12 protein-coding genes are annotated in these 12,253 nt (G+C 64.6%); 9 read left to right on the forward strand and 3 right to left on the reverse strand.

Annotation, left to right across the window (positions count from 1 at the left end):
- Nucleotides 1-377: 377 nt before the first annotated feature.
- Both NUU27_RS12730 and NUU27_RS12735 read right to left on the reverse strand, forming a co-directional pair.
- Nucleotides 378-1,736 (reverse strand): HAMP domain-containing sensor histidine kinase, encoded by a 1,359-nt coding sequence (locus NUU27_RS12730; RefSeq protein WP_257762487.1) that lies wholly within the window; start codon nucleotides 1,734-1,736, stop codon nucleotides 378-380.
- Nucleotides 1,733-2,392, reverse strand: a complete 660-nt coding sequence (locus NUU27_RS12735; protein WP_257762488.1) for a response regulator transcription factor — start codon at nucleotides 2,390-2,392, stop codon at nucleotides 1,733-1,735. Before NUU27_RS12735 ends, NUU27_RS12730 begins: the two co-directional genes overlap by 4 nt.
- A gap of 145 nt (nucleotides 2,393-2,537) precedes the next feature.
- On the opposite strand from NUU27_RS12735, the gene NUU27_RS12740 reads away from it, so the two are divergent.
- The 9 genes from NUU27_RS12740 to NUU27_RS12780 all read left to right on the forward strand — a co-directional run bounded on the left by NUU27_RS12740 (nucleotide 2,538) and on the right by NUU27_RS12780 (nucleotide 11,263).
- Nucleotides 2,538-2,852, forward strand: a complete 315-nt coding sequence (locus NUU27_RS12740) for a PepSY domain-containing protein (protein WP_257762489.1) — start codon at nucleotides 2,538-2,540, stop codon at nucleotides 2,850-2,852.
- Complete coding sequence (locus NUU27_RS12745) at nucleotides 2,803-3,513, forward strand: cytochrome b/b6 domain-containing protein (protein ID WP_308219965.1); 711 nt, start codon at nucleotides 2,803-2,805, stop codon at nucleotides 3,511-3,513. The genes NUU27_RS12740 and NUU27_RS12745 overlap by 50 nt, the downstream gene beginning before the upstream one ends.
- 218 nt (nucleotides 3,514-3,731) lie before the next feature.
- Nucleotides 3,732-4,280: a hypothetical protein gene (locus tag NUU27_RS12750; protein WP_257762490.1), complete on the forward strand. Its 549-nt coding sequence runs from the start codon at nucleotides 3,732-3,734 to the stop codon at nucleotides 4,278-4,280.
- Between the two features lie 401 nt (nucleotides 4,281-4,681).
- The gene (locus tag NUU27_RS12755) at nucleotides 4,682-4,957 is read left to right on the forward strand and encodes a hypothetical protein (RefSeq protein WP_257762491.1); all 276 of its coding nucleotides are present in this window, start codon (nucleotides 4,682-4,684) and stop codon (nucleotides 4,955-4,957) included.
- 42 nt (nucleotides 4,958-4,999) lie between these two features.
- On the forward strand, nucleotides 5,000-5,470 hold the full coding sequence (locus NUU27_RS12760) for a DUF2271 domain-containing protein (protein WP_257762492.1): 471 nt from the start codon (nucleotides 5,000-5,002) through the stop codon (nucleotides 5,468-5,470).
- A 13-nt stretch (nucleotides 5,471-5,483) separates the two neighbouring features.
- Nucleotides 5,484-7,691: a PepSY domain-containing protein gene (locus NUU27_RS12765; RefSeq protein ID WP_257762493.1), complete on the forward strand. Its 2,208-nt coding sequence runs from the start codon at nucleotides 5,484-5,486 to the stop codon at nucleotides 7,689-7,691.
- Nucleotides 7,672-8,652: an FAD:protein FMN transferase gene (locus NUU27_RS12770; RefSeq protein WP_257762494.1), complete on the forward strand. Its 981-nt coding sequence runs from the start codon at nucleotides 7,672-7,674 to the stop codon at nucleotides 8,650-8,652. The genes NUU27_RS12765 and NUU27_RS12770 overlap by 20 nt, the downstream gene beginning before the upstream one ends.
- A 5-nt stretch (nucleotides 8,653-8,657) precedes the next feature.
- Complete coding sequence (locus NUU27_RS12775; RefSeq protein WP_257762495.1) at nucleotides 8,658-10,565, forward strand: heavy metal translocating P-type ATPase; 1,908 nt, start codon at nucleotides 8,658-8,660, stop codon at nucleotides 10,563-10,565.
- Entirely contained in the window at nucleotides 10,562-11,263 is a 702-nt protein-coding gene (locus NUU27_RS12780; protein WP_257762496.1) for a VIT family protein, read from the forward strand. Before NUU27_RS12775 ends, NUU27_RS12780 begins: the two co-directional genes overlap by 4 nt.
- A 346-nt stretch (nucleotides 11,264-11,609) precedes the next feature.
- On the opposite strand, the gene NUU27_RS12785 is transcribed toward NUU27_RS12780, so the two are convergent.
- Nucleotides 11,610-12,011, reverse strand: a complete 402-nt coding sequence (locus NUU27_RS12785; protein WP_374566717.1) for a cytochrome c family protein — start codon at nucleotides 12,009-12,011, stop codon at nucleotides 11,610-11,612.
- Between the last annotated feature and the right edge of the window lie 242 nt (nucleotides 12,012-12,253).

Raw genomic sequence — 12,253 nt, forward strand, 5'->3', positions numbered from 1 at the left:
GTGCAAGGGTTCAAGCCATGTGAACCAGCGTGAGATGTTGCTCCGTCGCGCATTGAACGTGCGGCGCGACATACGAGCTCAGCGCAAGTGCCCGATAGCCACAAGATCTAGAGATAGTCGGACAAGAGATCGCGGACTTTTGCCATGCACTTCGGTGACAACTGTTCTTCCAAAATCTCCATGATCTCTTGCATGAGTTCATCCCGGGCTTCAGTTTCCAGTCTCTCGCGATCGAGTGCAAGCGGGAGTTCCTGGCGGAGGCGGAAACGCAGCGGGCTCTTCTGCTGGAGGGGTGGGCGATCGCGGAGATGATGACCGACTAAGTCGAGATGCGGGATCAGACACGAAACTGCTGACGTTTCAGCACTTTGCGCCTGCTACGCATCGCTGTTCGCCCAGAAGTTGGAGCCATCTATCGGCAATCTTAGGGACGCCTGGAATCCGGAAGAGAAACCCGGACGAGGTGACTCGAGAATGAGCCTACTTCCGATACGGTCCGCGATGGCGGCGACTATGGTGAGGCCGAGCCCGCTGCCGTCGGTGCTAGTGTTCGCCCGCTCGAAGCGCGCCGTCAGGCGGTCGAGTGTTTGGCGTGGCAAGACCGGGCCGTCATTCGCGACGGAGAGCAGCCCGTCGGAGGTCAATGCAATGTTGACCGTTGTATTGTCGGCTCCGTGCCGGAGAGCGTTCTCCACGAGGTTGCGGCACAGGATGGCGAAGGCGTCGGGGTCCATGTCTGACATGACAGCTGCGTCGGGAAGATCCAGGGCGATGCGGTCCTTCGCACTGGCGCGCCCAAGATCGTCCACCACCAGGCGGGCGACTGCCCTCAGATCCGCGCTCCGGTCCATCCGCAGCCGCCCGCCTTCGGCCCGCGCGAGCTGCATGAGGCGTTCTGAAAGCCGAGTCAGGCGCTTGAGCGTTGCCTCGATCTCAGTGGCACGCGCTTCGGTTGCCGGCTCGTGCGTCTCCGTCCTCAGCCGCTGTGCCTGTGCTATCGCGCCCGCCAACGGCGTCCGCAACTCATGAGCCGCATTCGCTGCAAAACTTCGCTCGGCTTCGAAAGCGTCGTGCAATCGGTTTAGCAGACCGTTCAGCGTTCCGGCTAGTGGGGCGATCTCTATCGGCAAGTCGTCGGCGGGGACCTCTGACAGGTCGCGCGCGCCTCGAGCGCCGAGTCTTTCACGAAACCGGCGCAGCGGATCGAGGCTGAAGCGGACGGCCAGGAAAATAGCCGCAAGCGCTACCGGAAGGACGATCAGCAGTGGCAGGCCGAGGCCCATCTGGATTTCCCGCGCCACCGAAGCGCGATGGGCCAGCGGCTCGGCCACGGTGATCCGGATCGTGTCCTGAAGCGCCGCATCGCTGTAGAGCCGGTGGGTGGCAGTCTGGTGAAACCCGGACCCATCGTATGGCGGGAACACCGCGGGGTCGGCCGCATGGGATTGCAACAGGATCCGCCCCTCGCCATCGCGGACGAGATAGGTGAAGTACTCGTCGTGCTCCCGGATGGGCGCGAGCCGCTGCGTCCCCCCCTGATCTTCCCGCCCGACGATGTCGGTCACCGCCAGCGGAAGGATGCGCTCCGCAGTCTCTCGCAAGGCGCTGTCGAAGACCTCGTCCAGATCGCCTCTGACGATCACGGCCGTCACCGTCGCCGCCAGCAGCCACAGCACCGTCAGCGCGAGCCCAAGCGACAGGCCGAGCCGACCCTGAAGGCTCGCGGGCCAATTCATGGCTTGCCCAGCCGATAGCCAAGACCGCGTTCGGTCTCGATCACTCCGGCTCCGAGTTTCTTGCGCAGGCGGCTCACATGCACCTCGATGGTATTGCTCTCCACTTCGGCGTCGAAGGCATAGAGCTTCTCTTCGAGTTGCGCCTTGGACAGGAGTTGACCGGGCCGTGAGAGGAAGGCTTCGAACAAGGCCCATTCGCGCGCGGTCAGTTGCACCGGCTTGCCGTCACGATGGATGCTTCGCGATGAGAGATCGATGTCGAGCGAGCCGTGCGTGATGATCGGATTTGGATTGCCGGTATAGCGTCGCGCCACCGAGCCGATCCGGGCCGACAATTCCGCAAGGTCGAATGGCTTCACGAGATAGTCGTCCGCGCCCGCGTTCAATCCTTCTATCCGGTCGGACACCTGATCGAGCGCGGTCAGGATGATGACCGGCGTGACATCCCCTCGGGCGCGTAATGCCTTGAGAAAGCCGATGCCGCGTCCGTCAGGCAGCATCAGGTCAAGCAGAATCAGGTCGTAGGACGTGGATTTCACCGCATCGCCGGCCGCATCGAGGCGCGTCACCCAATCCACCGACTGTCCATCGGCTGCGATCTGGTCGCGCACAGCGGTCCCCAGAACCGTATCATCCTCGATCAGCAGGATCCGCATGCTCGTCCTCGTCCTTTCCCGATGACCCTCCATGATCCGTCCGGCTGACATGAAGCTGAAGTAGGTGGGCCAAGCCCCTTCAGGCTGCCGTCAGCTTCGCAGCGCATGAATTACTTCAAGATGGCCGCAGCGAGGAGTTTGGCCCATGAAGAAGACATTGACAATTCTTGGCTTTCTAGCGGTCTTTCCGGCCGGTGTCGCGCTGGCGGACGACGACTGTTTCGTGCCGATGGCCGACTGGCAGCCGCGCGAAGCCGTCGCCCGCCTTGCGGATGAGAACGGCTGGACCGTGCGCCGGATCAAGATCGACGATGGCTGTTACGAAATCAACGGCAGCGATGCCGAAGGTCGCCGGATTGAGGTGACGGTGCATCCCGCGACGCTTCAAGTCATCGACATCGAATATGAGGATGTCGACGATCGTCCGCGTTCAGACAAGAAGGATCGGGGCAATGACTGACGCGATCGGCGGGCACGCCAAAGCCAGTGGCAAGGAAGCCAAGACCATGGTTCGCGTTTGGGATCCGCTCATCCGGATCTTTCACTGGAGCCTGGTCGCCGCCTTTGCAATCGCCTGGCTGACGGCGGATGAGTTGCAGCCGATACATGAGATCGCCGGTTACGCGGTCGCGGGTCTGATCGCCTTTCGATTGGCCTGGGGTGTTGTCGGCAGCCGCTATGCCCGCTTTGCGCAGTTTCTGCGCGGGCCGACAGCCACGTTCTCCTATCTGGGAGACATGGCGAGAGGACGCGAACGCCGTTATCTCGGCCACAATCCCGCGGGCGCGGCGATGGTCGTGGCGCTGCTGGTGACCTTGTCCGGTACGGCTTTGACCGGCTGGCTTATGGGAGAGCCTGGCCGAGTGGCGGCATTGTCCGATCTTCCCCACATCACCGCCCCGGCCTTCGCTGATGAGGAAGGCTACGAAACCGAATACGGCGAGAGACAAGCCGAGGGATCGTTGAAGGAGATACATGAGACGCTCGCGAACGTTCTGCTCGTCCTCGTGGCGCTGCACATCGGGGGCGTCGTGCTGGCCTCGTTCCGTCATCACGAAAACCTCGCCCGCTCGATGGTGACAGGCGCCAAGCGCTCCGCGGGGCCTGAAGACATTTCCTGATACTGTCCGGGGCTGTCCCGGCCCCTTTGCCCCGGACGAAGCCCCGCCGACCCCTCCGGCGGGGCTTTTGCCCTTCCTGACGGCAAGCTGAAGCCAAAACCGCGCATCCGTCAGGTAGCTCTCAGCTCTCACATCCACGATGATCGTGCCGGCGGCATGGAAATCCGTTCACACAGGAGTGTTCCCAGCCTGTCCGGTACCGAGCAAAGGAGAAGATCATGAAAGCCTTGTTTACTGCTGCCGCCGTCGTATGCGCGATTGCCACGACGGCTTCCGCGGCCCCTTCGGCAACACCTTATGTCTTAAGTGCCGCTCACGAGGATTTCCTCATGCAACTCGAGGATGCCGCCGGCGTACCGGGCCAGATCGGAACCGCGGCTCGCGCCGCGGCAGATCTTCTGCGTCGGCATAACGAGACTGAAGAAGCCGTAGTCTTGCCGCTTCTGGGATTTGCCGAAACGGCCGTGTCGGGCACGATGACCAGTTGGCCCGCGCGCGGAACGATGGACCTACGAGCAGAACTCGCTGGAATCCTGGGCGGTCAAGAAGAGGTCGTAATCGCACTGGTTGAGCTATTTGCCGCAGCGCAACAGCAGGATCGGTCTGACATATCGCGCCTCGCGGAGCGGGTCGTCTGGCACGAAACCGGAGATGCCGAAATACTCTATCCGGCGGCCATTCTCGTCAGTTCCGGCGTTGAGCGGGACATGGACGAGGCGAGCCCTTCTGACGGCGCCGGTTCGACCGAGGACACCCTTCGGCAGTGATTAGCTCCCTTGAACATGGGGGCGGGCAACCGCACGCCCTCATCTGTCTGCGCGTTGTCGGCGGACATGCGGGAAGTTTTCCGCACCTAGCCAACTGACCGTAGAGCGCGGCAATCACTTCGTAAATTCAGAAGCAGGCCGGCTGGTCCAGCCGGCCTTTTGGTTCGCGCGGACATCCGCAGGCATTTCCTATCCCGGCGTCCATCAGCGGAACTTTCTGTCCCTGACGACAAGCTGAAGCGAAAACCGCGTCTCTGTCAGGAAAGCCTCAGGTGGTGGGGCCAGATAACTCGCAGCAGACGAAAGGAGACCCTGCCATGAAAAGAACTCTTACCCTTCTTGTTGCCTCGACGGCACTGACTGCGGCCGTCGGATTGCCCGCATGGGGTGCCATGCGTGCCATGACCGACGGCATCACCCGGTCCATCTCGGCGATAGCAGATGCCGAAGAGGAAGCCGTGCCGCTCATGTTCGTCAGTGACGACAACGACGATGACGACGATCGCGAATACCGACGCGCGCGCACCTTCGGCGGCGATGACGATGACGATGATGATGATGATGATGATGACGATAGCGGCAACCCCGCGCGCAATCCGGCGCCGGCCGGCACCATATCGCCGCCGCAGAACGGGCTCTTCGGCAGCGGCACGCCGCCGAAAGTTCAGGTGAACTGACGCAGGTCCGACACTCCAGTTTCCCGGAAAAGGAACGATCTCATGAAATCCCTACTGGCCGCTCTCGCGCTCACGACGGCGCTCACGATACCCGGCATTGCCATGGCGCGCCCGGTTACGCTGACAACCACGCTCAACAACTATGGCGGCGACGGTGCCTATCTCGCCCTTTATGTCACCGACCCTTCCGGCGCGTATGCCGGCAGTCTCTGGATGGCGGGCGGCAAATCCAAATACTATGAGCACCTCACCGACTGGTACCGCGCGACAGGCGGCGATCCGGCACAGATCAACGGCATCACCGGCGCCAGCGTCGGAGCCGGGCGGACGCTCGAGATCACTCTGGATCTCGCGGATGCGCTTTTTGATGCCGGTTACACGCTGCACGTCGATGCGGCGGTCGAGAACATGCGCGACAGCCCGAACGAGGTGGCCGTGCCGCTTACCTCGGAAGGTGCGGACAATCCGGTGAGCGGGCGCCGCTACGTCGCCAGCTTCGGCTACAGCATGTGATGGAGACGAGGCCATGATCCGTGCCTTTCACCGCTGGCCAGGGCTTTTCGCCCTGGCTCTCGTTACCGTACTGGCGCTTAGCGGCGCGGCGCTTTCCGTTTTTCCGGCGGCGGAGCGCCTTGGTGCGCCACAGGCGGAGAAGGGATTGAGCGTGGCCGAACTCGCCACCCGCATCCAGGCCGCATATCCCGGTGTCGAGCAGATCCGGCGGGGCCCCTCGGGGCGGATCACCGCCTATTGGTTCGATGGTGGCGCGCCCGGCTCAGCTGTGATCGATCCCGCGACGGGCCAGGGTGTGGCTTCCGCCGACCCCAATCAGATCGAGCGCTGGCTCACGAACCTCCACCGCTCGCTCTTCCTCGGAGATGGGGGCCGCATCGCGATGGCGGCGGGGGCCGCGGCGATGCTCGTCCTGTCGTTGTCCGGGACGGCGCTGGTTGCGCGGCGTGCGGGGGGCTGGCCGCACTGGTTCACGCGGCTGCGCGGGCCGCTATCAGGCCGGCTGCATGTCGAGATCGCCCGGATCGCGGTGCTCGGCCTTTTCCTGTCGTCAGCCACCGCATTGTGGATGACGGCCTCCACCTTCGATCTGCTGCCCGATGGAGGCGCCACACCGGCCTTCCCGACTGCGGTGAGCGGTGAGATGGGCGTGGCCCTCGCCAATTTGGCGGTGCTTGGCGACACGCCCGTAGCAGAACTTCGCGAGCTGAGTTTTCCCTATCCCGGCGACGCCACCGATGTCTTCACTCTGAAGACGGACCAGGGCACCGGGTATCTCGATCAGGGTACGGGGGCGCTTCTGAACTGGTCCGACCTGACCGGATGGGAACGCGTCTCGGAAACCATCTACATGCTGCACACGGGCCAGGGCGCGGCAACGCTCGGGCTGGTATTGGGGATCATGGCGCTCGGCGTTCCCGCGATGGGCGCAACGGGTGTGTTGGTCTGGCTGGCGGCGCGGCGCGGACGCCCGCGCATTCGCGGAAACCAGCCGGCCGGACGGGCCGATACGATCCTGCTCGTCGGCAGCGAAGGCGGCAGTACCTGGGGCTTCGCCGCGACACTTCATGCTGCATTGACCGATGCCGGACAGAGTGTCCACGTCGCGCCTATGTCCGGCTTCGCGCCCGCGCGTTATGCTCGCGCTGAACAAATCATCATGCTGGCCGCTACCTATGGCGACGGCAACGCGCCGGCCTCGGCCAAAGGCTTCCTCGACCGACTGTCCGCACTTGATCGCGCCCCCAGCTCGGCCCTGGCCGTTCTCGGCTTCGGCGATCGAAGCTTCCCCGCCTATTGCGCCTTCGCGCAAGACGTCGCTGCGGCGGCCGAGGCGAAGGGCTGGGCGGAACTCTTGCCATTCGACACGATCGACCGGCAGTCGCCGCAGGACTTCGCGCGCTGGGGGCGCGCCCTTGGGGAGGCGCTGGGGATCGATCTGGAACTCGCCCATCAGCCCGTTCCGCCCGCAACCGAGACGCTTACCCTGATCTCGCGGCGCGACTACGGCGCCGAGGTGCAGGCGCCGACCGCGATCTTGCGCTTCGCTCTGCCGCGCGCCACGATCTGGCAGCGGCTGACCGGAGCGGGCTTCGCGCGCTTCGCCGCAGGCGACCTGATAGGCATTATGCCCGAGGGATCGCCCGTGCCCCGCCTCTACTCGCTCGCCTCGGCGCGCCGCGACGGATTTGTCGAAATCGTAGTCAGGAAGCATCCGGGGGGCCTCTGCTCCAGTCAACTGACCGCGCTGGCACCCGGCGACACGGTGACCGCTTTCCTGCGCCGCAATCCGGGTTTCCAGCCGGGACGGAGCCGCACGCCGCTCATCCTGATCGGCGCCGGTACGGGTGTCGGGCCGCTGGCGGGATTCGTGCGCGGCAATGCGCGGCGGCGTCCCATCCATCTCTACTTCGGTATGCGCCATCCGGACAGTGACTTCTTCTACGGTGAGGAGATGCCCGTCTGGCAGGAAGACGGTCGCCTTGCCCGGCTCGTCACGGCGGTCTCGCGGGGCGCGCGACCCCACTACGTCCAGGACGCACTGCGCGGCGACACGGCCGAACTCGCCCGGCTGATCCGCGACGGCGCGCGCGTCATGGTCTGCGGTGGGCGCGACATGGCCGCAGGGGTCGCCGACGCGCTGGCCGAGATCCTTGCGCCCGTCGGGCTGACGCCCGCGGTGCTCAAGGCGGAGGGGCGGTATGTCGAAGATGTCTACTGAGCCGGTACGTCACGCGCTGAACGGCCCGACCATGGGAACGCGATGGTCGGCCCTGTTCTTTGCGCAGACGGGTTTCGATCCGGAGCCGGTCCGCGCCGCGATGCAGGCAGCCGTCGACGAGGTGGACGGGCAGATGTCCACCTGGAATCCCGATAGCGACCTGATGCGCCTCAACGCAGCGCCGGTTGGCGTATGGGTGGCGGCACCGGACCGGCTGAGGGAGGTTCTGCAACGCGGGCTCGAGATCGGGCGCGCCTCGGGCGGAGCCTTCGACATCGGCATGGGCGACGCTGTGACCGCCTGGGGCTTCGGGCCGGAAGCCGCGGCACCGGACCGCATTCACGCTGCGATGACCGCAGGTCGGGTGCCCGCGCACGAGGCGTTCGAAATCGGCGAGACCAGCGTCCGCAAACTTGTGCCCGTCGACATCGATCTGAACGGGATCGCCAAGGGCTACGGCGTTGACCGGCTGGCCAATACACTGCAGTGCCATGGGATCAAGGCCGGCCTTGTCGGGATTGACGGCGAGATGCGTGCGCTTGGGCTTCGGCCAGGTCAGAAAGCATGGACGATTGCGGTAGAGGCTCCGGACTCCGAGCGCCGCGTACCCCATTCCATCCTCACCCTTCAGGACGCAGCCGTGGCCACTTCGGGCGACTATCGCCACTGGGTCGACGTGCAGGGTCGCCGCCTGTCGCACACCATGGATCCGGGCCGCGGCGCGCCCATGCTCACCTCGCCGGCATCGGTCACCGTCGTTGCACGGAGTTGTGTCGAGGCCGATGCCTGGGCGACCGCGCTCATGGTGCTCGGAGCTGACAGAGGGGCACCACTTGCAAGAAAACACGGGCTCGACGCCCTGTTCCTGCTGCGCGATGATGACGGGAGCACAAGGGGCGTGGGAGTCGGACGACTTTTCTCAGAAGAGCCAGCGGCAATCGCCTCCGCCGGGGAAAGATGAGCCGCATGGAAACCACCCGCACCGATCGCCTAAAGACCGTCATTCTGCTGCTGGCCGTGACCGGTCTAATCGCGGGACTTGCATTCTACTTTGGCGGCCAACCCAACATAGCGAATATCACCTGGATCGCCGGGGTCGTTCCCGCGCTGATCGCGCTCGTAATCGAGATCCTCCGCAGCATCGGCCGCGGCGAGGTCGGGCTGGATATAGTTGCAGCGCTGTCCATGTCTGCGGCGCTCGTCTTCGGCGAGACGCTCGCGGCGGCGGTCGTTGCGGTGATGTATTCCGGTGGCACCTTTCTCGAAGCTTTCGCCGAGGGTCGTGCGCGGCGCGAGATGCACGACCTCCTGTCCCGCGTGCCCAGGACGGCAACCCGACATCGAAATGGCGGGCTGGAGGATGTGCCGCTCGATGAGATCGCCCCCGGCGATCGCCTGCTGATCCGGCAGGGCGACGTCGTGCCGGTGGACGGCACGGTGGCGTCCGAAACGGCCTTCGTCGATACATCGGCGCTTACGGGCGAGTCCCTGCCGGTCCGGCTGGCACGCGGAGCCGAGGCCATGAGCGGTTCGACCAACGCGGGCGAGACCTTCGACCTCTCGGCAACGCGCTCCGCGAAGGACAGTACCTATGCCGGGATTGTCCGGTTGGTCGAGGAGGCCCAGCGCTCGAAGGCGCCAATGTCGCGGTTGGCCGACCGCTGGTCGCTGGGCTTCCTCGCGGTCACGATCAGCATCGCTTTCGCCGCCTGGTCGTTCACCGGCGATCCTATCCGGGCCGTCGCCGTGCTGGTCGTGGCCACGCCCTGTCCGCTGATCCTCGCCGTACCGGTCGCCCTTGTGGCCGGTCTCTCGCGTGCGACGCATTTCGGTGTGCTGATCAAGGGGTCGGGGCCGCTCGAGACCATGGCCCGCATCCGCACGCTGATCCTCGACAAGACCGGCACGCTGACGGACGGCCGCCCTCAGATCGTCTCGATCGACAGCCACGACGGCATGGGCGAAGACGATATCCTGCGGCTCGCCGCCGCGCTCGACCAGGCTTCGAAGCATCCTGTGGCGCAGGCCATCGTCGCCGCCGCGAAGGCGCGGGGCTTCTCGCTGCCCGTTCCGTCAGAGGTGGCAGAGATCCCGGGCGAAGGCGTCGTGGGCCACGTCGAGGGCCGCAAGGTCATCGTCGGCGGCGACGGCTTCGTGGCGTCCCGCGTTGGACGGCGGCCGGGCGATCATCCAGCCATGGCCGCCGGTTCGGTCCTCGTCGCGGTTGCAGTCGACGGCCATTTGGCGGGGCACCTCATCATGTCAGATCCGCTTCGCGAGGGCGCGGGCGCCATGCTTGACGGGCTGCGCCGTGAAGGCATTTCGCGAATTCTGCTCGCCACCGGCGATCGCGTGGACGTGGCAGAGCGCGTGACCGAGGGCCTCGGTCTCGACGGTCTGCGGGCCGGCCTGACACCCGATCAGAAGGTTCTGCTGGTTCTTACCGAGCGCAAGAACGGGCCTGTCATGATGGTGGGCGACGGGGTAAACGACGCGCCCGCTCTGGCGGCTGCTGATGTGGGGGTCGCCATGGGTGCGCGGGGTGCCGCCGCTTCGGCCGAGGCGGCCGACGTCGTGCTCCTCGTCGACCGGATCGACAGACTTGGTCCGGGAATCGAGATCGCACGGACCTCGCGCCGTATCGCCGTCGAAAGCGTCGTTGCGGGGATCGGTCTCTCCGTTCTCGGTATGATTGCCGCTGCCTACGGCTACCTCACTCCGGTGCAGGGCGCGCTCTTGCAGGAGGTGATCGATGTCGCCGTGATCCTGAACGCCCTGCGTGCCCTGCGCATCGCGCCCCATGAACCTGCAGCATCGAAACCGCAGTCTGTCTCCTCGGGGCAGGCCGACATCCCCGAAGGAGCCACGCCTTGAGCCGCCTCTCGCATTCAGAAATTCACATGGTGCATCGCATCGGCTGGCTACGGGCAGCCGTTCTCGGAGCCAACGACGGTCTCGTCTCAACCTCGAGCCTCGTCGTCGGCGTCGCAGCGGCGGGGTCCGGAAAGCCCGAGGTGTTGATCGCGGGGCTTGCAGGGCTTGTAGCGGGAGCAATGTCCATGGCAGCGGGCGAATACGTCTCAGTCAGTTCGCAGACGGATGCAGAACGGGCGGACATTGCCCGCGAGACCCGCGAACTCGCGGAAACGCCTGAGGCAGAACTCGAGGAACTGACCCGGATCTATGTCGATCGGGGGCTCGACCGCGACCTGGCCGAGAAGGTGGCAGTCCAGTTAACCGAACGCGACGCGCTTGGATCGCACGCGCGCGACGAACTCGGCATCTCCGAGACCGTGACGGCTCGCCCGATCCAGGCAGCGCTGGTTTCGGCGCTCACCTTCGCCATCGGCGCAGTTGTTCCGCTGATCGTCACTCTGTTCGTGCCGGAAAGCAGAATCGCGCTTCTGGTGGCGGCATCGACGATCCTTGGTCTCGCGGTTCTCGGTGGACTAGGCGCCTCCGCCGGCGGCGCCGGCGTCATGCGTGGCGCGACGAGGGTCACCCTTTGGGGAGCACTCGCGATGGCCGCGACAGCGGCGGTCGGGGCGCTGTTCGGGGTCACCGTGGGATAGCAGTGCTTGGGTCGCTGGGTGGAGAACGTTGGATCCCAAGCCCTTTCCCTCCACCTATTGAGTGTCCGTATTAGGTCAGCTTACTCAACTTCTTCGCTGAAAAACGGATGGTCCGCCCACGGCCCGAAACACGACATATAATGATCGGTTTACAAAAACGACTCATGGTGCGAGGCCGTCATAAAGGAACAATCAGCGAATGTCGGTATCGGTGGTTGCGCACCCCCGCAACCAAACCACACAACAAAAACCCCGCCAAGCCAACCGCTTGGCGGGGTTTTGCTTGGGCCAAACAAATACATGATCCGCCGATGCAACAAGGCCGCCGGTGTTTCACGACAGCTTTCTACGGCTTCGGGTCGGCCTTCAGATAGGCGATCACATTGGCGATATCTTCGTCGCTCTTCAGGCCGGGAAACGCCATCTTGCCTTTCGGAATGACGGCTTTCGGATCGCGCAGATATTCGGTCAGGTTCTCGTCGTTCCAGACGAGCCCTTCCTCACCCGCTTCGCGCATATTCGCCGAATAGCGGGTTTTGAACGATTCCAGGGAACCTGCAGTACGGTCGATCACATCGAGCAGGCTCGGGCCGACCTTGTTCTTGTCGGTTTCCGCTTCGTGACAGGCGCGGCATTTGTTGAACACGGTCTTGCCCGCGGCCGGGTCGCCCTCCTGCGCCCATAGCTGCGTTCCGGCAAGCATCAGGACAGCAAGGCCGGTGGAGACGATGTAGGAATACCTGTTCATGACGACGGTCCCTCCTTTCGTAGGGCATGCCCGGCCATTTCCTCCTCTGGCGAACACGGCCGCCCTTACGGATCGCTAACGGCGTCGATTGCAAACGGTTCCCGCAGCACCTAATCCAGATAGGGAATGATGCCGAAGCCGATCAGCAGCAGCACGGCCAGAGCAACGCCAACCAGAAGCAATGTTTTGCGGTCCATCCACGACCTCCCCGCGCGCCTATGTCGGCCGGCCGACATAGGCGC

It is taken from the genome of Nitratireductor sp. ZSWI3 (assembly GCF_024655565.1).
Classification (GTDB): domain Bacteria; phylum Pseudomonadota; class Alphaproteobacteria; order Rhizobiales; family Rhizobiaceae; genus Nitratireductor.

What these genes read in the sequence shown, in the direction of transcription:
- NUU27_RS12785 (WP_374566717.1), bottom strand. Translation starts at nt 12,011, where the DNA reads ATGAACAGGTATTCCTACATCGTCTCCACCGGCCTTGCTGTCCTGATG.
- NUU27_RS12740 (WP_257762489.1), top strand. Translation starts at nt 2,538, where the DNA reads ATGAAGAAGACATTGACAATTCTTGGCTTTCTAGCGGTCTTTCCGGCC.
- NUU27_RS12755 (WP_257762491.1), top strand. Translation starts at nt 4,682, where the DNA reads ATGACCGACGGCATCACCCGGTCCATCTCGGCGATAGCAGATGCCGAA.
- NUU27_RS12765 (WP_257762493.1), top strand. Translation starts at nt 5,484, where the DNA reads ATGATCCGTGCCTTTCACCGCTGGCCAGGGCTTTTCGCCCTGGCTCTC.
- NUU27_RS12735 (WP_257762488.1), bottom strand. Translation starts at nt 2,392, where the DNA reads ATGCGGATCCTGCTGATCGAGGATGATACGGTTCTGGGGACCGCTGTG.
- NUU27_RS12770 (WP_257762494.1), top strand. Translation starts at nt 7,672, where the DNA reads ATGTCGAAGATGTCTACTGAGCCGGTACGTCACGCGCTGAACGGCCCG.
- NUU27_RS12775 (WP_257762495.1), top strand. Translation starts at nt 8,658, where the DNA reads ATGGAAACCACCCGCACCGATCGCCTAAAGACCGTCATTCTGCTGCTG.
- NUU27_RS12750 (WP_257762490.1), top strand. Translation starts at nt 3,732, where the DNA reads ATGAAAGCCTTGTTTACTGCTGCCGCCGTCGTATGCGCGATTGCCACG.
- NUU27_RS12745 (WP_308219965.1), top strand. Translation starts at nt 2,803, where the DNA reads ATGTCGACGATCGTCCGCGTTCAGACAAGAAGGATCGGGGCAATGACT.
- NUU27_RS12730 (WP_257762487.1), bottom strand. Translation starts at nt 1,736, where the DNA reads ATGAATTGGCCCGCGAGCCTTCAGGGTCGGCTCGGCCTGTCGCTTGGG.
- NUU27_RS12760 (WP_257762492.1), top strand. Translation starts at nt 5,000, where the DNA reads ATGAAATCCCTACTGGCCGCTCTCGCGCTCACGACGGCGCTCACGATA.